This is a genomic window from Sinomonas mesophila (assembly GCF_001999765.1).
GTDB lineage: Bacteria > Actinomycetota > Actinomycetes > Actinomycetales > Micrococcaceae > Sinomonas > Sinomonas mesophila.
The window spans coordinates 155,449-177,588 of sequence record NZ_MTIC01000013.1 but is presented as its reverse complement, the minus strand read 5'-3'; the positions used below and the strand labels follow the sequence as shown (position 1 = coordinate 177,588).

At 71.7% G+C, this 22,140-nt stretch carries 17 protein-coding genes and 1 pseudogene; 10 read left to right on the top strand and 8 right to left on the bottom strand.

Annotated features, from left to right (window positions below; genetic code table 11):
* Window positions 1–18 precede the first annotated feature (18 nt).
* The 5 genes from BV907_RS15370 to BV907_RS15350 all read right to left on the bottom strand — a co-directional run bounded on the left by BV907_RS15370 (window position 19) and on the right by BV907_RS15350 (window position 9,617).
* Window positions 19–6,090 carry an Ig-like domain-containing protein gene (locus BV907_RS15370; protein WP_139346813.1) on the bottom strand — a complete coding sequence of 2,024 codons (6,072 nt, stop codon included), beginning with the start codon at window positions 6,088–6,090 and terminating at the stop codon, window positions 19–21.
* Window positions 6,091–6,300: 210 nt separating this feature from the next.
* The gene (locus BV907_RS15365; protein ID WP_077490609.1) at window positions 6,301–6,738 is read right to left on the bottom strand and encodes an ankyrin repeat domain-containing protein; all 438 of its coding nucleotides are present in this window, start codon (window positions 6,736–6,738) and stop codon (window positions 6,301–6,303) included.
* On the bottom strand, window positions 6,735–7,886 hold the full coding sequence (ygfZ, locus tag BV907_RS15360) for a CAF17-like 4Fe-4S cluster assembly/insertion protein YgfZ (RefSeq protein ID WP_077490608.1): 1,152 nt from the start codon (window positions 7,884–7,886) through the stop codon (window positions 6,735–6,737). The genes BV907_RS15365 and ygfZ overlap by 4 nt, the downstream gene beginning before the upstream one ends.
* Window positions 7,887–7,934: 48 nt before the next feature.
* Window positions 7,935–8,579 (bottom strand): nitrobindin family protein, encoded by a 645-nt coding sequence (locus tag BV907_RS15355; RefSeq protein ID WP_077490607.1) that lies wholly within the window; start codon window positions 8,577–8,579, stop codon window positions 7,935–7,937.
* A gap of 246 nt (window positions 8,580–8,825) precedes the next feature.
* The gene (locus BV907_RS15350; RefSeq protein WP_245828016.1) at window positions 8,826–9,617 is read right to left on the bottom strand and encodes a permease; all 792 of its coding nucleotides are present in this window, start codon (window positions 9,615–9,617) and stop codon (window positions 8,826–8,828) included.
* Between the two features lie 158 nt (window positions 9,618–9,775).
* On the opposite strand from BV907_RS15350, the gene BV907_RS15345 reads away from it, so the two are divergent.
* Entirely contained in the window at window positions 9,776–10,471 is a 696-nt protein-coding gene (locus BV907_RS15345) for a winged helix-turn-helix transcriptional regulator (RefSeq protein ID WP_077490606.1), read from the top strand.
* Window positions 10,472–10,476: 5 nt separating this feature from the next.
* On the opposite strand, the gene BV907_RS15340 is transcribed toward BV907_RS15345, so the two are convergent.
* A complete protein-coding gene (locus BV907_RS15340; protein WP_077490605.1) occupies window positions 10,477–11,238 on the bottom strand; it encodes a GntR family transcriptional regulator in 762 nt (253 codons plus the stop codon).
* A gap of 389 nt (window positions 11,239–11,627) precedes the next feature.
* Here BV907_RS15340 and mshD point away from each other — a divergent pair, with 389 nt between their 5' ends.
* The 9 genes from mshD (at window position 11,628) to asd (ending at window position 20,885) form a co-directional block, all read left to right on the top strand.
* Window positions 11,628–12,608 (top strand): mycothiol synthase, encoded by a 981-nt coding sequence (mshD, locus tag BV907_RS15335; protein WP_077490604.1) that lies wholly within the window; start codon window positions 11,628–11,630, stop codon window positions 12,606–12,608.
* Between the two features lie 39 nt (window positions 12,609–12,647).
* Complete coding sequence (locus tag BV907_RS15330; RefSeq protein ID WP_245828015.1) at window positions 12,648–15,044, top strand: RNA degradosome polyphosphate kinase; 2,397 nt, start codon at window positions 12,648–12,650, stop codon at window positions 15,042–15,044.
* Window positions 15,041–16,018: an NUDIX hydrolase gene (locus BV907_RS15325; RefSeq protein WP_077490662.1), complete on the top strand. Its 978-nt coding sequence runs from the start codon at window positions 15,041–15,043 to the stop codon at window positions 16,016–16,018. Before BV907_RS15330 ends, BV907_RS15325 begins: the two co-directional genes overlap by 4 nt.
* A gap of 13 nt (window positions 16,019–16,031) precedes the next feature.
* The gene (locus tag BV907_RS15320) at window positions 16,032–16,850 is read left to right on the top strand and encodes a thymidylate synthase (RefSeq protein ID WP_077490603.1); all 819 of its coding nucleotides are present in this window, start codon (window positions 16,032–16,034) and stop codon (window positions 16,848–16,850) included.
* Window positions 16,851–16,858: 8 nt separating this feature from the next.
* On the top strand, window positions 16,859–17,404 hold the full coding sequence (locus tag BV907_RS15315) for a dihydrofolate reductase (protein WP_175637487.1): 546 nt from the start codon (window positions 16,859–16,861) through the stop codon (window positions 17,402–17,404).
* 186 nt (window positions 17,405–17,590) lie between these two features.
* A complete protein-coding gene (locus tag BV907_RS15310) occupies window positions 17,591–18,592 on the top strand; it encodes a WXG100 family type VII secretion target (RefSeq protein WP_077490601.1) in 1,002 nt (333 codons plus the stop codon).
* 18 nt (window positions 18,593–18,610) lie between these two features.
* Window positions 18,611–19,261: a hypothetical protein gene (locus BV907_RS15305; protein ID WP_077490600.1), complete on the top strand. Its 651-nt coding sequence runs from the start codon at window positions 18,611–18,613 to the stop codon at window positions 19,259–19,261.
* A gap of 2 nt (window positions 19,262–19,263) precedes the next feature.
* A complete protein-coding gene (locus BV907_RS15300; protein WP_077490599.1) occupies window positions 19,264–19,665 on the top strand; it encodes a hypothetical protein in 402 nt (133 codons plus the stop codon).
* Between the two features lie 92 nt (window positions 19,666–19,757).
* Window positions 19,758–20,885: an aspartate-semialdehyde dehydrogenase gene (gene asd / locus BV907_RS15295; RefSeq protein WP_077490598.1), complete on the top strand. Its 1,128-nt coding sequence runs from the start codon at window positions 19,758–19,760 to the stop codon at window positions 20,883–20,885.
* A 196-nt stretch (window positions 20,886–21,081) separates the two neighbouring features.
* On the opposite strand, the gene BV907_RS19390 is transcribed toward asd, so the two are convergent.
* Window positions 21,082–21,543, bottom strand: a complete 462-nt coding sequence (locus tag BV907_RS19390; protein WP_245828014.1) for a hypothetical protein — start codon at window positions 21,541–21,543, stop codon at window positions 21,082–21,084.
* A gap of 360 nt (window positions 21,544–21,903) precedes the next feature.
* Window positions 21,904–22,056, bottom strand: a pseudogene (locus BV907_RS19825) (type IV toxin-antitoxin system AbiEi family antitoxin domain-containing protein); the annotation flags it as partial.
* Window positions 22,057–22,140 lie beyond the last annotated feature (84 nt).

Here is a 22,140-nt window from a genome sequence, read left to right as displayed (position 1 = left end):
CTCCCCGCCGTTCCCCGGCTACCACGTGTTGTTGTTCGATCTCGCGGTGCCGCCTCTGCCGTCGTCGACCGTCACCCAGCCGTTGTTCCAGTAGTTGTTCGAGTCCTTGCCGAGGTAGCAGTCGTTCGCGTTGCGGAAGTACCCGTTCGCGTCAGTCTGGTCCGTGTACTGGGCGAAGACGTGCGGGGATCCGCCGTCGTTCCAGCACTTGACCGTGACCGTCGCGTTGGGGTGGAAGTTCCGGCCCGTGACATCGAACCAGTAGCAGTTGTTCGACGGGCACCCCGACGCCCCCTGGGTCAGTGCGCCCTTCGCGAGGTTCGCGCTCGGGGACGCGGTCCGGGCCGAGGCGGAGTTGGTCGAGCAGTTCGTCGGCTCGCCCTTGACGCAGGCCGTGACCCTGATCGAGTGCGCCTGGTCCGGGCCGTCGCCCACGGTCGCCGCGCCGTCGTTCGCCACCTGGTTCCCGTCGATCGCGACCGTGACCACGCTCTCGCGGCCGTTGTCGTAGCCGCCGTTCGCGCCGGTGTTCCACTGCATCTGGACGCGGATGCCGTCCTGGCTGGCGCTCACGACCGGGTTCCTGGGCTGGCCGTACGGGTTGGCCGAGTCGGCGTTGCTGGCAGGCCCGGGGCCCGCCGAGTTCACGGCGCGGACGGTGAAGCTGTACTGCGTGCCGTTCGTGAGCCCGCCCACGACCCTGTTCGAGGACAGGCTCTGCCACGTGCCGCCGTTGACGGAGTACTGGTAGCCGGAGATCGCGTCTCCGTTGCTGGCCGGCGCCGTGAAGTCCAGCTGCACCTGCTGGCCCGCGTTGGACGTGTTGGTCGGCCTCGCGGTCAGGTTCGTCGGCGCCCCGGGCTTGCCGTAGGGCACGACGCCGTTGCTCCGCGCCCCCTCGGGGGACGCGCCCACTGTGTTGTAGGAGACGAGCGAGAACGTATACGTGCTCGCGTTGTCCAGACCCGTGACCTGCTGGGACGTGGCCGTGGTGCGCGGCGTCTGCTTCTCGAAGGCGCCGTTGCGGTAGACCTTCACCACGTACCCCGTGACCGGGTCGCCGTTGTTCTTGAGCGGCTCCGAGGCCCACGCGACGTCGACGACGCCGCCGTTGACGGCCGAGGTCGTGCGCGTCGCCGTGGGGGCGGACGGCGCGAACGGCGCGCCGGCGGGCTTGGCCGCCGCGGAGAGCCCGGACCAGTCGGACGGATCCTTGGCGCCGTTCTTGGCCTGGATGCGGGCCCGGTACTCGACGCCGTTCGTGAGCCCGTCCCACGTGAGGGACGTGACGTTGCCGACCGTCTTCTGCGTCAGGCCCTGGGACGAGGACAGCTCGATCGTGTAGTTCGTGATCGGCGTGCCCTCGTTGGCCGGCGGGGTCCAGACGAGGCTGATGCTCTTGTCCCCGCGCGTGAGCTGGGGCGGCGCGGGCTGGGCGGGCTTCGCGTCCGGCGTCACCGGGGCCGAGGCGGGGCTCGGCGCCGACTCCCCGACGGCGTTCACCGCGACGACCGTGAACGTGTACTGCGTGCCGTTGGTCAGGCCGGTGATCGTGCACGTGTTGGTCGGGCACGGCTGGCTGCCGCCGTTGAAGAGCACCCTGTAGCCCGTGATCTCCGCGCCGTTGGTGGCCGGCGGCGCCCAGTGCAGGACGACCTGGCGGCTCGCCATGCTGTCGACGACGGGGGCGCTGGGGGCGTCCGGCCGGTCCCGCACGATGACGGTGAAGCTTCCCTCGACCTCGCGGTCGGGGTCGCCCGTCGCGTCCTGGACGCGGTAGGAGCCGGTGAGCTGGCCGTGGAAGCCGGAGCTCGGGGTCACGACGACGCGGTCGCCGTCGACCCGGGCCGAGCCGCCGCCCGCGGTGGACGCGCTCAGGAGCTTGAGCGGGGTCCCGGGGAACGGATTCGCGTCGTTGGCGAGCACCGGGATGTCCGCGGGCTCGCCCGCCTTGGCCTCGGGCACCGCGTCCGGGTTGGCGAGGGCGAGGGGCCGCGTCGAGCCCACGACCCGCAGGGCCACGGCACCGGAGACCTTGCCGCGCCCGTCGTCGACCTCGACCGAGACCTGCCCGCCCGAGCCCTTCGCGGCGCCGTCGGCCTTGGCCTTGAGGACCGAGCCGTCGAGGCTGACCTGCATGCCCGGAGGTGTCTCGGAGGTCAGCCGGAATGTCATCCGGTCGATGTCGCCCGGGTCCGGATCGCTCGTCGCGGCCCGGAGGTCGAGCTGGGCGGTGTCCTCGCCCTGGGCCATCTCGAGGGTGCTCGTGGCGAAGGTCGGCGGCGTGTTCGGCTTGTCGGCCGTCGGCTCGACCTCGATCGGGACCGTCAGGACGCTCCTGAGCCCGTCCGGGTCGTCCGGGCCGGAGCCGTCGGTGACCTCGAACGTGATCGAGGCGAGGCCGCCGTACTCGCGCAGCGCGGTGTAGCGGAGCGTGCCGGCGTCCTTGACGAGCGGGCTGCCGTCCGAGGCCACGGCGGTCACGGCCCCCTCGGTCGTGATCCGCGGGGTCTTGCCGGGCCGGACGGCGACGTAGTCCGAGAGCCGGAGCTCGAGCGCCTCGCCTGCCTTGGCCTTGGCCGGGTCGAGGGTCTTGAGGACGGGCCGCTGGTCGCGCAGTCCGGGGACCCAGAGGATCGCGGTCGCCGTGAGTCCGTCCACGTCGGTGACCGTGTACGGGATGACCTGCGGCTCCTGCGCGAGCGCGACAGTGACGGTCCGTCCGCTCACGGTCGTCCCGGCGTCGGCCGCGCTCTGCGGCACGGAGACCGAGAGGTCGGCCGCGACGCCGTCCGGGTCCTCGTCGTTCTTGAGGACGTCAACCTGGAACGTCGTCTTGCCCGCGACGTCCATGGCGTTGACCCGGTCGTCGCGCGCGATCGGCGCCTTGAGCTCGGCCTCCGGGGTGACCTCGACGACGATGCTGCCCACGGCGCGGCCGCCGCGCCCGTCGTCGATCGTGTAGCGCACGGTCGCGGTCCCGGCCCGCTGGGGGGCGGTGACGACGACGCGGCCCTCGTCCACCCGCGCCTCGGCGCCCTCGGGGATGTCGAAGCCGTCGCCGACGAGGCGCACGGTATCCCCGTCCGGGTCGGTGTCGTTCGCGAGCACGTCGACGGAGACGGGCCGGCCCGGCCGGACCGAGACCGTGTCGTCGCCCGCGATCGGCTTCTGGTTCGAGTTCGGCGCGGCGGCGACGCCGACCATGACCGTCGCGATGCCGCGGCCCCCGAACCTGTCCTCCACGACGTAGGTGAAGGTGTCCTTGCCGCTGGCGTTGTTCGCGGCGCTGTACTCGATGTAGCCGTCCTTGACGATCGCGGTGCCGAGGGCGGGCGCCTTCTCGATGCCCGTGATCGTCACGGAGTCGCCGTCCGGGTCGACGCCGTCGAGCGGCACGGCGACCTTGGCCGTGTGCCCGGCGAGAAGGCGGGCCGTGAGGTTCTTCGGCACGGGCTGGGCGTTCTGCGTCGGGTCCGCGGCGCGGATCGTGATGGAGACCTTGGCCGAATCCTTCTGCCCGGCCGGGTCGACGACCTGGTAGATCCCGTACACGGTCCCGGCATTCTGCCCCGCCGAGAAGCGCAGCGTCTCCTGGTCCACGAAGAGGTGCCCCATGGCGGAATCCGGGACCTCGACGAGCTCGGGATCGAGCGTGATCGGGACGTTGTTCGGGTGCGAGTCGTTCCCCAGCACCGGGATGGTCACGGTGTCCCCCGCCCGCACGACGACCTCGTCGTTCTTCGCGACCGGCGGCTCGAGCTTCTCGGGGGCCGGGACCGGGGTGACCGTGACGGTCGAGCTCGCGGTCCTGTCCCCGTTCGAGATGACGTACCCGATCGAGAGCGGCTCCTTGAGCCCGCGGGTGTCCGTGATGCGCAGGACGGCGTGGTTGATGATCGAGACGGTCACGGGCGCGCCCTGCGGGAGCGAGATCGACTGGACCACGAGCACTCCACCGGCCGGGTCCGTGTCGTTCGCGAGCGGGTCCACGAGGACGTTACCGCCCGCGGGCAGGAGCGCGACGTCGCGCACGGCCACGGGCGCACCCGAGTCCTGCATCCGTGGCTCGATGTCGATGCGCACGAGCCCCTGGGCCGTCGCGGCGCCGTTCGACGCGAGGTAGACAGCGTAGTAGACCTTGGGCTCGGCCGCCGTCGCCGAGAACGTGCCGTCCTCGGAGTTCATGACGACGTCGAGGCCCGGCACGGGCTCGACCTTGAGCAGGCGCAGCCCGGCGCCCGAGGGGTCGATGTCGTTCGCGAGCGGCGAGACGACGATGGGCTCGCCCGTGCCCGTGCGGACGTGGTCCGGGGTCGTCTGCGGGGGCAGCGTGCCCCGGGGGCGGGAGTCGACGCGGATCGTCGCCTCGGCCACGTCCCGCCCGTCGGAGACGCGGACCGTGATCTCCTTCCTGCCGACCGTCTTCCCGCCGTCCTGGAAGATCACGGTGCCGTCCGTCTGGAAGCGGACGGAGTCGCCGTCGCCCGCCGTGCTCACCCCGGCGAGGAAGACCTCGTCGCCGTCCGGGTCGACGAAGTCGCCGAGGACGTTCTGGGAGACCGAGGTGCCCTGCTCGACGGCGATCGTGTTGACCCGCACCTGGCGCGGCGCCACGTTCGCGGTGTCCTCGCGGACGGTGAGGTTCACGCGCGCGGTCGCGGTCCCCCCGCGCCCGTCCGAGACCTCGTAGTCGAACGGCTCGGTTCCGGTGGCCTCCGCGCCGACCACGATCTGGAGGGCCGCGCCGTTGAAGATCGTCTGCACCTGCCCGAGGCGCGGGGCAGCGCCGATCGCGCGGACGGAGAGCACGTCGCCGTCGGGATCGGTGTCGTTCAGGAGCACGGGCAGGATGACCGTGCGGCCCGGCCGGACGCCGAAGTCGTCCGGCATCGCGGTCGGCGGCTTGTTCTCCTCGCTGCGGTCGGGAAGCTCCTTCTGGAGCATGACCTCCGCGGAATCCTCCTGCTCCCCCGTCTTGGTCTGCTTCTGGGGGACGATTTCCTGCCAGTTGTTCACGAGCTGCATCTGGTCGGTCACGAGCCAGACGTTGCCGCCGCGGACGTCGTTGAGCACCACGAGGTCGCGGTTCGTGCGGAACACGAGCTCGGAGTCGGGCCGCACGGAGGGGATGTCCTTGAGCTCCGGGGCGCCCGAGCCGCACGCGCGCAGGTAGACGCCCGTGCCGGCCCACGCGCCGTACACGCATCCGTTCTGCTGGACGGGCCGCGCGGGCAGGCCCTCGCGCCCACCCGCCGCCTGGAGCACGCGGGGCTCGCCGCCGCCGAGCGGCACGAGCGCGACGCCCTCGGCCGTTCCGACCGCCACCGCGTCGGCGTCGGGCCCGCTCTCCTGGAGCTGCGCGCTGCGGAACACGTCGCGCTGGACGCGGCCGCCGCCGGGCAGGAACAGGGTCCCGGAGCCGGCGTCGAGGACGACGGCGTCGCCCCCGACCGCCGCGAGCTGGACCTTCGCGGAGGTGCTCAGGCCGTCGACCTTCGTAAAGCGCGGCTCGCCGCCCTCCGGCACGCGGACGATCTCGGCGCGGGCCGGGGAGACGCCCACGACCTCGTTCTCCGTGGTCACCGTCGCAACGACGCCGGGCACGTCCTCGACCGTCGGCTCGGTGGTCTCGGGGTTGAAGCCCGTGAGGCTGTCGAGGCCGAGCGCCCACAGGCGTCCCCTGCCCGGATCGGCGAGGGCCGCCGTCGTCGTGCCGAACGCCGCCGCGCTGCTGCCGCCGAACGACAGGTCGGCGGTGAGGCGGACCTCCGCGGCGTCGACCGGGCTCAGGGTCCCGACGCCCTTGTCCTGGACCGCGACGGACCGGCCCTGCTGGACGACGTCGAAGCTCGACGAGCGCGCGGCGAGCCCGCTGTCGAGGATCTTGGAGGAGAAGTTGAGGTGGCCCACCATGTTCATCGAGCCGTTGGTGACCCACACACCGCCGTCATTGAGCTCGGCGGAGACGGAGCGGAAGCCCGGGTAGAAGATCGCCGCGGCCACAAGGACCGCCGCGACAAGGGACATCGCGGTCCCCGTGATCGCCTTCGCGGCATGGCGGCGCAGCAACCCCCCGGCTCGACGCACTCTGATTCTCCCGTTCCCCTCGCGGAACACGCCCCACCCATGGCACAGTGGCAGCGGCCCAGTTCCCTGCGGTCTGTGCTGGCCGGCGCCCTGTCCTCAGACTGTCGTCATCAGGCGCGCCGGCACCCACGAGGTTACCCCAGCGTCGGTGGGAGACCCAGCCCGCGGGGAGTTCTCCCCATGCGGGTGGGAGGCGCGGCCCGGGGTCGGCTAGCGGGCGGTGCCGAAGAGGCCGAGGATCTCCGCGCGGCCGAACATCTGCGCCGCCTCGCGGGCGGTCGGGGCCCCGGCGTCGGGGTCCGCGCCGAGGGCCAGGAGGGCCTCGGCGACCTCGGCGTAGCCCTTGAACACCGCGCCGGCGAGCGGGGTCTGGCCGCGGTCGTTGGCGGCGTTCGCATCGGCGCCGTGCTCGCCGAGGAGGCGGACGGCGCCTGCGTGGCCGTGGTACGCGGCGAGCATGATGAGCGTGTCGCCGGACTGGTTGGCGAGCGACGCCGGCGCGCCGGCCGCGAGGTACGCGCGCAGCACCGCCTCGTCCCCGGCGCGGGCCGCGTCGAAGAGCTTCCCGGCGAGGGCGACGACGTCCTCGTCCGGGGCGGCGTCGTTCTGCGCGTCCCGGGCCTGCTGGCCGTGCGCGTGCTCGCTCATGCGTTCCTCCTCAGGAATCCTGTCGGGCGGGCGACGGCGGCGCCGGCCTCCGGGGCAACGATAACCTCCTGCGACGCGGCATACGCCTCACCCTCAGCCTCGCCCACGACCGTGAGCGGCGCCGCGGGGTCGGTGCTGCGCTTGAGGACGGCGAGGGCGATCGGCCCCATCTCCCAGTGCAGGGCCGCGGACGTCACGCGGCCCACGGGCTTGGCCCCCGTGTCCGGGCCGGCGCCGGCGGCGTAGACGCTGCTGCCCGCGGCGGGGAGCGTGTGCGTTGACCCGTCGAGCTGGAGGAGGGTCAGCCGCCGCGGCGGGTGGCCGAGGTTGTGCACGCGGGCGATCGTCTCCTGGCCCTTGTAGCAGCCCTTGGCCAGGTGCACGGCGGTGCGCAGGAGGTCGAGCTCGTGCGGGATCGTGCGCTCGTCCGTCTCGGTGCCCCAGCGCGGACGCCACGCGGCGATGCGCAGCGCCTCGGCGGCCATCGCGCCCGCAAGCCCCACGCCGTCGGCCGCGAGCGCGTCCGCGGCCTCCTCGAGGCGGGACAGCTCGACGACGTGCTCGAACCACGGCCGCTCGAGCCCAGGGTGGCGCGCGTCCTCGACGGCCGCGTAGCTCGTGCCGCCCGGGGCCACGTGCGGCCACGGGTCCTCCCAGACGAGCTGGGCGCCGCCAGTGCCACCCGGGCCGAACGGGGCGAGGGCGTCGAGCCGGCGCGTCGCGGCGAGCACCGCCCAGCGGGCCGAGGCGTCCTCGACCTCGACGCGGAGCATGAACTTCATCGACGTGAGCCAAGCCGCGAGCCCCTCGGCCTCGGCCGGCTCGACGAGCAGCCACGCGCACTCGCCGTCGTCCACGATCCGCGCGTCGTACTCGATCCGGCCCTGGATGCTGAGCAGGAGCAGCTCGCTCGACTCGCCGGGGCGCAGGCCGGAGACCTGCTGCGAGGAGAGGGTCGTGAGCCATGTGAGCCGGTCCGGGCCGGCCACGGTCACGACGCCGCGGTGGGAGAGGTCGACGGCGGCCCGCCCGGCGGCGAGCTCGCGCTGCTCGCGCACGGGATCGCCGTAGTGCGCGGCGACGCCCGCGTCGGGCCCGCCGTCCGCGACGGCGCCGAGGCGGCTGAGCAGTGGGGATGCGTAGGTCATATCTGTGTCAACGCGCGCGGGCGTCGGTTCACTCCCTCGGTGATTCCCTCAGTGGGAGTCCCCGCCCTCGGCGGGCGGCTGGTCCGCGGCCGGGGCTGAGACACGGCGCAGGATCGCCGAGGCGTGCGGGGCGAGGGCGTTGCCGCCGAGGGCCGCGTCCCAGCGCCAGAAGAGGTCGCCGTTGACGAGGCCGAAGATCCGGGTCGCCGCCTTGTAGTCGCGCGAGTGGGCGCCGCGGAGCACGGCGTCGGTCGAGAGCTCGATCTGCGGGCCCTTGATCTGGCCGTAGTAGAGCTCGGCGATGCTGCCCGGGTGCAGGATCGTGACGGCGAGGTCGAAGGCGTCCTGGACGTTGCGCAGGGACTCGACCTGCTCGGCCGACGTGTACGCCGGGACGATATCCGCGGGGACGAGGCCCGGGCCGCCGTCAGCGTCGGTGAGCGGGCGGTCGAGCTGCCAGAAGCCGGTCTCGGTCGAGAGCGGGCGGATCCTGTTGCCCTGCTCGTCGGCGAGCCAGCTCTCCGCGGTGTAGGTCAGGTAGGGGAAGCCGCTGTGGGCGAACACGGCCCGCTGGACGAAATGCTCGTCGCCGGCCTCGCCGGCGCCGAGGCGGCCCCGCCCTTCCCACTCCCCGATCAGCCACGACAGCGGGACGAGCTCGGGGGTCAGACCGGACGGGATCTCAATCGGCACAGTGCTTCCTTCAGGCCTCGCTCACGTGGTGGGTGGGAACCAGCCTCAGCGCTGGCCCTTGAACAGCTTCCAGACGACGAGGCCGGCGAACCACGCCATGGAGATGCCGGCGACGGCGAGGAGGACAAGGAAGAAGATCTCGAAGGCAACAACGCTCATAGCGTCATCGTAGCGCCTCGCCCCCCGCGCCTGTCCGTGACGGCTGCCACAGGGACGCCTATGAGGCCCGGGTCGGCAGGCCCGGCCTCAGGGGACGAGCATCCGGTCCAGGAAGTAGGCGAGCGCGCCCACGGCGAACGCCGGCGCGAGGCCCAGGGCCACGAGGCCCGGCGGCGCGAGCCGCGAGGGGCGCATGCTGTTGAGCCGGCGGAAGGCGGCGAGCACCGCGCCGATGGCCAGTCCCGCGACGGCGGCGGGGACGACGGCGACGTCCCCGAGGACGAGCCCCGCGAGGGGCGCCGCGAGGCCCGCGAACGCGATCGCGAGCGGCGCGACGAGCGTGTCCGGCCAGCGGATCATGCCCACGAGGAGGGCGACCACGGTGCTGATGCCCGCCACGAGGAGCATGGACCCCGCGCCGGTGAGCCGGGCCGTCGCGATCCAGCCGGCGCCGAGGCTGCACAGGAACACGCCCGCGCCCGCCCCGAAGACCGACTCGAGCCGGTGGCTCTGGCCCGTCCCGCGAATCAGCTGCACGACCGTGACCGCCATGACGCCCACCCCGACCGCGAGGGGCGTCCACACGAGATACTCGGGCCCGGGGACGAGCGCCGCGGCGGCGGCCGAGGCGATGCCGGCGCCGGCGATCACCGCGCTGTTCGTCTTCTTTGCGGGGATGCCGAGGAAGTGCGGCCAGCCGAAGCCGACGGCGACGGCCACGACGGCGACGGCCACGAGCTGGACGAGCGGGCCGCCCCAGCTCGCCGCGACGACGGCGGACGTGCCGGCGACGGCGATGGCCCCCGATGAGACCGACCCGACCCAGGGCTTCACCCGGTGGCCGCCCCCGTCGTGGTCGGCGTTGCGTCCCCCAGTCACCGTGCCGTCTCCATCACAGTGCCATCCTGCCTCATGGGAGCTGGGGCTGCGACTCGATGGGCGTGACACATCCGACGGCTTCGGGCTGGCGCCGCCTATAATCGGCTTTCAAAGGTACCTCTGCCCGACGTCGTGCAGCCAGATCCTCGGGAGGAACCGTGTCGCACATCCTGCTGCTGACGAACGCCCAGGGCTCGTCGGTCGACGTCCTCCCTGCGCTCGAGCTGCTCAATCACCGTGTCCACATCCTGCCGGCGGAGCCGACGGCCCTGCTCGACGCCGAGCCGTGCGACGTCATCTTCCTCGACGCGCGCAAGGACCTCGTCGGCTCCCGGTCCCTCACGCAGCTCCTGAGGGCCACCGGCCTGGGCGCGCCGCTCATCCTCATCCTGACCGAGGGCGGCATGGCCGCCGTCTCGTCCGCGTGGAGCGTGGACGACATCATCCTCGACTCGGCGGGGCCTGCCGAAGTCGAGGCGCGCGTCCGGCTCGCGATCTCCCGGACCGCGGCGGCGGAGGAGCCCGAGACGGAGATCCGGGCGGCCGGCGTCGTGATCGACGAGGCGAGCTACACGGCCAAGGTCAACGGCGAGGCCCTGAACCTGACGTTCAAGGAGTTCGAGCTGCTCAAGTACCTCGCTCAGCACCCCGGCCGGGTGTTCACCCGCCAGCAGCTGCTCACGGAGGTGTGGGGCTACGACTACTACGGCGGCACGCGGACCGTCGACGTGCACGTCCGCCGCCTCCGGGCCAAGCTCGGCCCGGACCACGAGGGACTCATCGGCACGGTGCGGAACGTCGGCTACCGGCTCACGCTGACACGGCTGAGCGAGGATGAGCTCAGCGACGTCTGACGAGCTCAGCTCGGCCTGTGCCGCACGAGCGGCGCGGCCCGGCCGACGCGGTTCTCGATGCTGAAGTTGGTCAGCGTCGGAAGGTAGCGGTCATCGGAGTACTCGACGGGGCGCCCGCTCGTGTCGTACGTCGTCCTCCGCTCGCGCAGGAGCGGCGAGCCGCCCTGGATCCCGAGCAGCTGCGCGTCCGCGGTCGAGGCCGCCACTGCGTCGATCGTGTGATGGGCCCTGTCGAGGGCCACGCCGCGACGGCCGAGGAACTCGAAGATGGACCCGGACTCCGCGTCGAAGTCGAAGATGAGCCTCCCGACGTCGAGCACGAACGAGCTGCGCTCGAGCATGGCCGGCTCGCCGTCGAGCAGGCGCAGCCGGAGGATGTCCACGACCTGCGTTCCGTCGGAGAGCCCGAGGGCGCAGCACGCCTCCGCGCCCGCCTCCCGGCGCGCGACCTCGAGGGTGCGCTGTCCGGGGTTGAGCCCCTGGCTGCGGGCCCATTCGGTGAAGGACAGGAAGGTCGAGAACGGCTGGCTCTTGGCCCCCGAGCGCACGATCGGGCGCCGGCCCCGCCCGCCGAAGAGGAGCCCCTCGTCGCGCAGGCCCGTGAGCGCCTGCCGCACGGTGCCGCGGGACACGCCGAACTCCGTGCTCAGCGACGCCTCGCTCGGAAGGCTCGTCCCGGGGCGCCACCGACCCGAGGCGATCCGGGCGCGGATCTCCGCCTCGAGCTGGCGGTGCAGGGGAGGCGGCGCACCGGTCTCAGAGGTCATGGCCCTGAGCGTACAAGTGCGGATCCGCCCTATTGCTGGCCTCGGGGCCGATCGCGGGTGAACTTACGGGAAACACTTGGCAACAGATGGCGTCCGGGGCTCGTCCTGTCTGTACAGGCGGCGCGGGATGCCCGGTGGGGCGCCGTCGAGAGGGGCGCGGACGACGGCGAGGGCCCCGCACGCGCTGTACTGGTCGCCGTGCGGGGCCCTCGCAAAGGGTGGAGGACATACGGGTCGAACGTATCGAAGCCACCCCACTGGTGGATCCCCCTCGTGCCGCGCTGCCGCGGCAGGACCATGACATTACAGGAGGTCGCCGCGGGGGTCAAAAACGACATCTCGGCACCGCGCCCGCTCCAATCCCACCGTCATTCGCTAGCCTTGCGTTCATGACGAGCGCATACCCGCAGGACTGGCCCGCCACCGTCGTCGAGGGCCGCGTCCCGCAGGCCCTCTGGTCCGAGATCCGCGACCTCCTCGCGGCCGCCGAGGACTCTGACGGCAACCCCTCCCTCTCGGAGCAGACCACTGTCCTCATGCGCTCGCCGCAGACCCGCTCCGAGGAGCTGCTCACGGTCGCCGTCCACGCGCTCGACGACACCGCGGGGTCCTCCGCACCGGAGGACCTCGCGGGGCTCGCCGCGATCGCCTTCGCCCCCGACGGCTCCGGGGTGGCCGAGCTGGCCGTGCACCCGAACTACCGCAACCAGGGCGTGGGCATGCGGCTCGTCGAGGCGGTCCGCGAGCTGCGCGGCGCGGCGGGCTTCACGGGCCTCAAGGCCTGGTCCCACGGCAACCATGAGGCGGCCGCCGAGCTGGCCGCCACCTACGGCTTCGTCGCGGAGCGCCAGCTGTGGAAGATGGTGCTCGTCCGCCACCCGCACGAGGCCGAGGGGCCGCTGCCCGACGGCGTGACGATCCGCCCCTTCCGGCCCGGCCAGGACGAGGATGCGTGGCTCGAGGCCAACCGGGCCGCCTTCGCGAACCACCCCGAGCAGGGGGCGCTGCGCCGCAGCGACCTCGAGGCCCGCATGGCGGAGGACTGGTTCGACCCCGCGGGGTTCTTCCTCGCCGTCGACCCCGAGGACAGGATCCTCGGCTTCCACTGGACCAAGGTCCACCCGGCCCACGGCGAGCACCGGGCCATCGGCGAGGTCTACGCCGTCGGCGTCGTGCCCGAGGCGCAGGGCCGCGGCCTCGGGCGCGCCCTGACCCTCCACGGCATCGACCACCTGCACGGGCAGGGCCTCGCGACGGTCATGCTCTACACGGATGCGGACAACCGGGCCGCGGTGGCCCTGTACCGCCGCCTCGGCTTCACGCTGTGGGACCAGGACATCCTGTATGCCCCCGCGGGCGCCGCGCGCTAGTAGGGTTGTCTGCAAGAGACCAGCTCCTGCGGAGGAACCATGACTGAAGCCGCCCAGAACGAGAGCAGTGCAGCAACGGCGCCGCAGACTGACACGACCCTCACCGCCTTCGGCGGCAGCCTCGCCGCGACCGACGGCGCCTCCGCCCAGGCGGCCGAAGAGCTCACCACAGCGCTCGGCGACGCCCCGGCGGTGGGCGTCGAGGCGGCGTCGTCCGCGGCGGCCGCACCGCGCACCCAGCCCGTCTTCGGCTCGTCGGAGGTCCCGCCCTCCCGCGCGACCCAGGACCGGATCGACATCCCGGAGTTCGCCCCGCGGCTCGAGCCCGAGGGCGAGGTCGTCGGGCCGGACCGCTTCCTCGACCGCGAGCTGAGCTGGCTCGCGTTCAACGCGCGCGTGCTCGAGCTCGCCGAGGACCCCTCGCTGTACCTCCTCGAGCGGGTCAACTTCCTCTCGATCTTCGCCTCGAACCTCGACGAGTTCTTCATGGTCCGCGTCGCGGGGCTCAAGCGCCGCATCGCGACCGGCCTCGCCGTCCCCTCCCCCGCGGGCCTGAGCCCCATCGAGGTGCTCGACCAGATCTCGGAGGCGGCCCACGAGCTCCAGGAGCGGCACGCCCGCGTCTTCGCCGAGCAGATCCGCCCCGCGCTCGAGCAGGAACGCATCCACCTCGTGCACTGGTCCGAGCTGGACGACGAGGCCAGGGGCCGCCTGAGCCAGATGTTCGCGGAGCAGGTCTTCCCGATCCTGACCCCGCTCGCCGTGGACCCCGCCCACCCGTTCCCGTACATCTCGGGGCTCTCGCTCAACCTCGCCGTCGTGGTCCGCAACCCGATCAGCGACAAGGAGCTCTTCGCGCGCCTCAAGGTCCCGGACCAGCTTCCCCGCCTCATCTCGATCGACGGCCCCCGCGCCGGGACCGTCTCGGGCCGGAGGGCGCGCTTCATCGCACTCGAGGAGCTCATCGCCGTCCACCTCGACCAGCTCTTCCCGGGCATGGAAGTGCTCGAGCACCACACGTTCCGCGTGACGCGCAACGAGGACCTCGAGGTCGAGGAGGACGACGCCGAGAACCTCCTCCAGGCCCTCGAGAAGGAGCTCCTGCGCCGGCGCTTCGGGCCCCCGGTGCGGCTCGAGGTCACGGACGACATCAACCCGAACATCCTCGCCCTGCTCGTGCGCGAGCTCGGGGTCGAGGAGAGCGAGGTGTACCAGCTGCCGACCCCGCTGGACCTGCGCGGGCTCAGCGTCATCGCCGGGATCGACCGCGCCGACCTGCACTACCCCAAGCACCTCGCGCACACGTCGCGGTTCCTCAACGAGTCCGAGACGTCCAAGGCGGCCAATGTGTTCGCCGCGATGCGCCGCCGCGACATCCTCCTCCAGCACCCCTACGACTCGTTCTCGACGTCCGTGCAGGCGTTCCTCGAGCAGGCCGCGGCGGACCCGAAGGTCCAGGCGATCAAGCAGACCCTGTACCGCACGTCCGGCGACTCGCCGATCGTGGACGCGCTCATCGACGCCGCCGAGGCCGGGAAGCAGGTCCTCGCGCTCGTCGAGATCAAGGCCCGCTTCGACGAGCAGGCCAACATCTCGTGGGCGCGCAAGCTTGAGCAGGCGGGCGTGCACGTCGTGTACGGCATCGTGGGGCTCAAGACGCACTGCAAGCTCTCCCTCGTCGTGCGCCAGGAGAACGACGGGCTGCGACGGTACTGCCACATCGGCACGGGCAACTACCACCCGCGCACGGCCCGCTACTACGAGGACCTCGGCCTGTTGACCTGCGACGAGCAGGTGGGCGAGGACCTCTCGAAGCTCTTCAACCAGCTCTCCGGGTACGCGCCGAAGTCCACGTTCAAGCGCCTGCTCGTGGCGCCGCGCTCCGTCCGCTCGGGCCTCATCGACCGCATCGAGGCCGAGATCCGCAACGCCCGCGCAGGGCTGCGCGCCCGGGTCATCATCAAGGTCAACTCGATGGTGGACGAGGCCGTCATCGACGCGCTCTACCGGGCCTCGCAGGCCGGGGTGAAGGTCGATGTGATCGTCCGCGGGATCTGCGCGCTGCGCCCCGGCGTGCCCGGCCTGAGCGAGAACATCACCGTCCGCTCCGTCCTGGGGCGCTTCCTCGAGCACTCGCGGGTCTTCGCGTTCGCCAACGGGGGCAACCCGGTCGTGTACATCGGCTCGGCGGACATGATGCACCGCAACCTCGACCGCCGCGTCGAGGCCCTCGTCCAGCTGCGCAGCCGCGAGGACATCGCCGAGCTCATCGGGCTCCTGGACCGGTACCTCGCCGACAGCACGTCGTCGTGGCACCTCGACCGCGAGGGCGAGTGGACGCGCCACCACCTCGACGGGAACGGGCATCACCACGAGGACATCCAGTCCTGGCTGCTCGCCTCCAGGGCGCGGCAGCGCGCTGCGAGCCGCCGCTGATGTCGGACACGCCGGTCGAGGGCCGCCCCGCCGCCGGGGAGAACCCCGTCGTGGTACGCGCCGCCGGGGCGATTCCCTGGCGGCACAACGCCGGGGGACTCGAGGTGCTCCTCATCCACCGGCCCCGCTACGACGACTGGTCCTGGCCCAAGGGCAAGCTCGACAACGGCGAGACGCTCCACGAGTGCGCCTCGCGGGAGATCCGCGAGGAGATCGGGCTCGACGTCCCCCTCGGGATCCCGCTGCCCACGACGCACTACGAGGTCGTCGCGGGGCTCAAGTCCGTCCACTACTGGGCGATGCACGTGGGCCCCGGGGACAGGATCATGCCCGACGGCGACGAGGTCGACGCGGTGCACTGGTGCAGCGCCGAGGAGGCCCGGCTCCTCCTGAGCAACCGCTCGGACGTCGAGCCGCTCGACGCCCTCGAGGAGGAGGACGTCCGGGGCGCGCTCGACACCCGGCCGCTCATCCTCCTTCGCCACGCCAAGGCGAAGCCGCGCGGCTCGTGGACCAAGGCCGAGGGCGACCGCACGCTCGCCGCGACCGGCGTCCGGCAGGCCCAGGCCGTCGGCAGGCTCCTGAGCGTGTGGAGGCCGACCCGGGTCGTGACGAGCCCGTGGCGGCGCTGCGTCGACACGGTGCTGCCCTACGTGCGCGCCTCGAGGGTGAAGATCAAGCTCAAGCTCTCCGAGGACCTGACCGAGCACCGCCACGATCGCCGGCCGCACAAGGCCGCCGCCGACGTCGTGCGCCTGTTTGACAAGGGGAAGCCCTCGGTGATCTGCTCGCACCGGCCCGTCCTGCCGACCCTGCTGAAGCAGTTCTCGGTCTATCTCGAGGAGGGACTCGAGGCCAGGCTCCCGTCCTCGGACCCGTACCTCGCGCCCGGCGAGCTCCTCGTGTTCCACGTGCCCGTGGCCGGCCCCCCACGTGTCGTCGCGCTGGAGCAGGTCCGGCCGTTCGACGACTGACTAGACTGGCCGAGTGAGCATCCCGACCCCTTATGAGGACCTCCTGCGCGACGTCCTCGAGCACGGAGTCCACAAGGCCGACCGCACCGGCACGGGGACGCGCAGCGTCTTCGGCCGCCAGATCCGCTTCGACTTCTCCGCGGGCTTCCCGCTCGTGACGACGAAGCGCGTGCACTTCAAGTCGGTGGCGCTCGAGCTGCTGTGGTTCCTGCGGGGCGAGTCGAACGTGCGCTGGCTCCAGGAGCAGGGCGTCACGATCTGGGACGAGTGGGCGGACGACGACGGCGAGCTGGGACCCGTCTACGGCGTCCAGTGGCGCTCGTGGCCCACGCCGGACGGGCGGCACATCGACCAGATCGCGGGGCTCATGGAGTCCCTGCGCACGAACCCCGACTCGCGCCGCCACATCGTCTCGGCGTGGAACGTGGCCGAGATCGACAACATGGCCCTGCCCCCGTGCCACGCGTTCTTCCAGTTCTACGTCGCGCCCTCCGAGGAGGGGCCGGCGAAGCTCTCGTGCCAGCTGTACCAGCGCAGCGCGGACATGTTCCTCGGCGTCCCCTTCAACATCGCCTCCTACGCGCTCCTGACCCACATGGTCGCGCAGCAGCTCGACCTCGGTGTGGGCGAGCTCGTCTGGACCGGCGGTGACTGCCACATCTACGACAACCACCTCGAGCAGGTCCGCGAGCAGCTCTCGCGCGAGCCCTTCGAGCCGCCGCGCCTGGCCTTCACGCGCCGCCCCGAGAGCATCTTCGACTACCGGTTCGAGGATTTCGAGGTGCTGGGCTACCGGCACCACCCCGCGATCAAGGCATCAGTGGCCGTATGAACGGCAGCATGGCCAGCGGTGTGACGGGCTCCGAAGGCGCGCGCCCCACGATCGGGCTCATCTGGGCCCAGACCCAGGAGGGCGTGATCGGCCGCGACGGCGGCATGCCGTGGCACGTGCCGGAGGACATGAAGCACTTCGCCGCGACGACGGCGGGCCATCCCGTCGTGATGGGCCGGCGGACGTGGGACTCGATCCCCGAGAAGTACCGGCCCTTCGCCGGCCGGACGAACATCGTCATCACGCGCCAGCCCCGCTGGGAGGCGAGCGGAACCGTCGTCGTGCACTCCCTCGACGAGGCGCTCGCAACGGCGGCCGAGGCCGAGGGCGGCGACCTCGTGTGGGTGATCGGCGGAGGGGAGATCTTCGCCGAGGCCATGCCGCTCGCGGACCTCGCGATGGTGACGATCCTGGACAGCGACGCCGACGGGGACACCTTCGCGCCCCCGCTCGGGACCCAGTGGCGGCTCGAGGCCGTGACCCCGGACGACGGCGGATGGCTCACCTCGGTCTCGGGCGTGCGGTACCGCATCGCGGAATTCCGCAGGGCATAGGTTTCGGCGAAGCTAGATTCCGCAGGGCATAGGTTTCGGCGAAGCTAGATTCCTGAGCCCCTGGAGAACGCGGACCCCCGGGAGACGGCTGGTGCGTGCCGCCTCGCCGTGGGGAGACGTCCCCATCGCGAAGCCGATGAGAACACCGGTACGTTGGCTGCAGACATTGCACGAAGGGGGGGAACGTTGACGATCAAGCAAGGGGCGAACCCTGAGCAGCTCAGGGCGCTCGGCAAGCAGTTCACGATGAAGTCGACGTCGATCAAGAATGTCCAGAGGTCGATCGACCAGCTCACGTCGCGCCTGCCGCAGGTGTGGGGTGGCAAGGACGCCGAGGAGTTCACCCGCCAGTGGGCCCAGCTGCACCGCCCCGCGTTTGCGAAGCTCGCCGCCACGCTGAGCGAGAACGCCCGCACTCTTGCGGCCAACGCCGAGGCGCAGGAGACGGCGAGCGCCGAGCTCGGGGCGCGCACCGCGAGCGCGCCGGGGCCAGGCGCCCCGGGCGGACCCGGCGGTGCGGGAACCACGGACAACAAGGACAACCCCTGGATCCCGAACTGGCTCGAGGACAAGAACTCGCCCTTCCGCAAGGGCTGGTCCACCTGGTCGATGATCAAGGCCTTCCCGAAGATCCGGGCCGGGGTCTTCGACCTCTCGGTCATGGCGAAGACCTTCGGGGCCGGAGTCGTCAACCCGTTCTCGTCCTACGCGCGGCTGGCGTGGGATGTGGCGAAGCCGCAGAACTGGCCCGACGAGGCGCTGGCGGCAGGCCTGAGCCGTGCCTTCAACGCGTCGAGCGACGCCGTGAGCGGCAACTGGCACAAACTCGTCGGCCTCGCCGAGGACTCGCGGGCCTTCAAGGCCTTCAACGTCGCCACCAAGGGCCTCGGCGTGCTCGGGGCCGGCATCGACGGGATCTCGGCCATCGACAAGTTCAGCGAGGGCAACGTTGCGGGCGGCATCGCCTCGTCCGCCAAGGCCGCGCTGGGAGTCGCGTCGGTCTTCGCTCCGCCACCCGCCAACGTCATCGCCGGCGTCATCACGGCAGGATGGACGCTCTACGACAACGTGCCGGCCGTCAGGAACGCCGTGGACGGTGCTGCCAGCGCCGTGGCTGACGGAGCCAAGGCCGTCGGCGGAGCCATTTCCGACGGCGCCAAGGCCGTCGGCGACTTCTTCGGATTCTGACCCCAACAGGAGGCTTCCATGACGAGTACCGCAGAGCAGACCCCGACGCCGTCGACAGACTCCCCGGACCAGATCGGCCTCGGCTTCGCCGAGCTCGCAGCCCTGTTCGCCTTCCAGCCCGGGCCGTCGACGGAATCGACGGCGGTGGCCCTTGGCCTGGCAGACCAGCTCGGCAACGAGCTGGTGGTGTCCGCGGGGGCCTCGTCCCTCGTGGCCCGGGGCCTGGCCACGGCCACGCCCGACGAGGAGCTCGAGGTCTCCGGCCCGATCGCCGCCCTGGCCCACGCGCTGGGCCACGCCGAGCGCGTCGTGAACCTGTCCCTCCTGACAGCCGACTCGATCGACCGCCTTGCCCTCGTCGAGGCGGAGGGAATCGGCATCCTCCTCCAGCCCCGCGCGTTCAACACGTGGTGGGCGATGGCGCAGCGCCCAGACCTTTCGGCCGCCGAGACGATGCTGTTCATCCTGCGCAAGCACCTCGAGCAGAACCCCGACGGCGGCGCAGCCCTGGGGCGCCCCGACAATGCGCAGGGCCGCCGACTCCTCGTCAAGCGCGGTGGCTCCGCATGGACGGTTGGCACCTACGTCCCGGAGACCGACTCCGTGGACGAGCTCCCCGCCGACGACGCCGCTCTGCTCGCCGCGATCGACGACATCCGTCGCGGCTGACCATGGCGAAGGATCCCCTGAGGGCCCTCCGTGACGAGCAGGCCCGCGCGCTCCACCGGGAGCTCGCCACTCAGGGCGGGCATCGCATCCTCGCCCGCGGCAAGGACGGCGAACTCCACAGCTACACCCTCGACGAGTACGGCAACTCCACCCACGGCCTCGAGTCCCAGGTCCGCAGCGTGTGGGGCATGACGATCCTGTCGGTCGTGATGGTGGGGCTAACCCTCGTGTGCGCCGTGGCTTTCGTCGTCTCGTTCTGGACCCCAGAGGGCCCCGTGTGGCTGGGCCTTCTCGCTGCCGCCGTGTCGGCCGCCTTCACGTGGATCGGCGGGCAGGCCACCCTCCGGGAGGCCCGGGCCAAGGCCCTGCGCCGCAAGCGCGGTCTCCCTGATCCGATCAAGTGACTCTCCCCGGGGGCGGGTCCGAGCGGGGCCCCACCCCCGGGTGAGATGCACACCACAGGCGAGCACTCGCCGTCGTCCGTAGAATAGAACCCATGACTTCTTCGGTAGGCTTCGTCGGCTGGCGTGGCATGGTCGGCTCCGTGCTCATGGAGCGCATGCAGGATGAGGGCGATTTCGCCTCGATCAACCCCGTGTTCTTCTCGACGTCCAACGCGGGCGGCGCTGCCCCGTCGTTCGCTGACGGCGCGGGACCCCTCCAGGACGCGTTCGACGTCGACGCGCTCGCCAAGCTCCCGATCATCGTCACCGCGCAGGGAGGCGACTACACCAAGAGGGTGCAGCCCGAGCTGCGCGCCCGCGGCTGGGACGGCCTCTGGATCGACGCCGCCTCGACGCTGCGCATGAACGAGGACTCGATCATCGTCCTCGACCCGGTCAACCGGACGGTCATCGACGAGGGCCTCGCCTCCGGCGTGAAGGACTTCGTCGGCGGCAACTGCACCGTCTCGTGCATGCTCATGGGCCTCGGCGGGCTGTTCCGGAACAACCTCGTCGAGTGGGGCACGTCCATGACGTACCAGGCCGCCTCCGGCGGCGGGGCGCGCCACATGCGCGAGCTCCTCACCCAGTTCGGCACGCTCAACGGCGAGGTCGCCGCGGAGCTGTCCGACCCGGCGTCGGCCATCCTCGAGATCGACCGCAAGGTCCTCGCGGCCCAGCGCGGCGGCGTGGACGCGACCCAGTTCGGGGTCCCGCTCGCGGGCTCGCTCATCCCCTGGATCGACGCGGACCTCGGCAACGGCCAGTCCAAGGAGGAGTGGAAGGCCGGCGTCGAGACGAACAAGATCCTCGGCACCGCCGCGGGCTCCGCGCTCGAGCCCGTGGTCATGGACGGCCTGTGCGTGCGCATCGGCGCCATGCGCTCGCACTCGCAGGCGCTCACGCTCAAGCTGCGCGAGGACCTCTCCGTGGCGGAGATCGAGAAGCTCCTCGCCGAGGACAACGAGTGGGCCACCGTGGTCCCGAACGAGAAGCAGGCCTCGATGGAGCAGCTGACCCCTGTGGCCGCCTCGGGCACCCTCGACATCCCGGTGGGCCGCATCCGCAAGCTCGAGATGGGGCCTGAGTACATCTCGGCCTTCACCGTCGGCGACCAACTCCTGTGGGGCGCCGCCGAGCCGCTGCGCCGCATGCTCAAGATCGCCACCGGCACGCTCTGACGTCCGAGCGACCTCGAGGGGGCCGGATCCGCTGGGATCCGGCCCCCTTCGGCATTGTGCTGCAGCCCTCGGCGTTGCCCTCCGGCCTCGGCCGCACGGGCTGCCCTCAGCCGCATCAGCTGCCGGGATCCGGGCCGCACATGCGGCTGGGGGCAGCTGTTCCGGGTCCTCTGCCGGCCGCAGGCGCGCTGTCCCCTCACGCCGAACGCCGCTGCGCGCGGGCGATGGCGGCATCGAGCCTGCGTCGCACGTCGTCGGGGCGCTCCAGGTCGGCCCACCGGAGCCTCACGAAGATCCAGCCCTGTTCCATGAGGAGGCTCTCCCGGCGCCGCTCGGCTAGCAGCACCGCCGGTGCCGGCTGGTAGTCCAAGTACTTGCCCTCGCCGTCGAACTCGATGATGATCTTGAGCTCGACCCACGCGAAGTCCGCCCGGTAGGTCCCGTCCGGGGTGTGCAGCCCGAGCTGGACCACGGGCTTGTCGAAGCCCAGTTGTTCGAGGAGCATCCGCGTACGGGACTCACCGACAGACTCCGTCGCAGGCTCAAGGAAGCTCAGAACCTTGATCGCCCTCCTGCGACCACGCGTTGATCCTGCCGCGAGTGCCTGCACGATGTCGTCCATCGGGACGCCCTGATGGAGGGCGCTGTCGCCGATCACCACGGCCTCCTCGAACGGCAGGAACCGGGCGCAATCCGCTACAGTCCGGGCCAATGACGTTGCCCTCAGGCGCCTCGTGCCCCGCACCACGACGACAACGTCCTCCTGCCGGAGGCCGAGCTGATGGGACAAAGCGTCCGGGCCACGGCTCGTCCTTGAGCCGGCATAGTCTGTCGCCACATGAACCGGCGCTGCCGCGTGCCTCGCAAGCGTCGGGCTCCACACCGCAAGCCCGTGGAGCCTCGCGGCGCTGGAGAGGCAGTAGACGGCCGCGGCCCCGGTGGCCTCGCAATGTGCCTCAACGCGGGCCAGGTCCTTCTCCCATGGAGCGAGGGCCTGCCAGCGACGGGCCAGGATGTAGGCCCCGCGACGCAGACGCACGACGGCGCCCGCGCGGACCGCGCTGGTCACGAGCCGGTCATCGATGCCGGCGGCGCGAAGACCAGCCGTGGAAACAACATCCGAAGCCGGCCATCTGGCTCCGATGAGGGCCTCCGCAATCCGTCTGTCCATGCGGCGATCCTCGCGTGCGCTCGAGCCCCGGGCAACGAGCCAACGCCCGCCTGTGGACAACTGCGCCGTGGATTTGGCCGCGTG

Excerpts from the sequence above, each read along its gene's own strand:
- BV907_RS15365 (WP_077490609.1), bottom strand. The coding sequence starts at position 6,738 with ATGAGCGAGCACGCGCACGGCCAGCAGGCCCGGGACGCGCAGAACGAC.
- ygfZ (WP_077490608.1), bottom strand. The coding sequence starts at position 7,886 with ATGACCTACGCATCCCCACTGCTCAGCCGCCTCGGCGCCGTCGCGGAC.
- BV907_RS15340 (WP_077490605.1), bottom strand. The coding sequence starts at position 11,238 with ATGACCTCTGAGACCGGTGCGCCGCCTCCCCTGCACCGCCAGCTCGAG.
- mshD (WP_077490604.1), top strand. The coding sequence starts at position 11,628 with ATGACGAGCGCATACCCGCAGGACTGGCCCGCCACCGTCGTCGAGGGC.
- BV907_RS15330 (WP_245828015.1), top strand. The coding sequence starts at position 12,648 with ATGACTGAAGCCGCCCAGAACGAGAGCAGTGCAGCAACGGCGCCGCAG.
- BV907_RS15315 (WP_175637487.1), top strand. The coding sequence starts at position 16,859 with ATGGCCAGCGGTGTGACGGGCTCCGAAGGCGCGCGCCCCACGATCGGG.
- BV907_RS15305 (WP_077490600.1), top strand. The coding sequence starts at position 18,611 with ATGACGAGTACCGCAGAGCAGACCCCGACGCCGTCGACAGACTCCCCG.
- BV907_RS15300 (WP_077490599.1), top strand. The coding sequence starts at position 19,264 with ATGGCGAAGGATCCCCTGAGGGCCCTCCGTGACGAGCAGGCCCGCGCG.
- asd (WP_077490598.1), top strand. The coding sequence starts at position 19,758 with ATGACTTCTTCGGTAGGCTTCGTCGGCTGGCGTGGCATGGTCGGCTCC.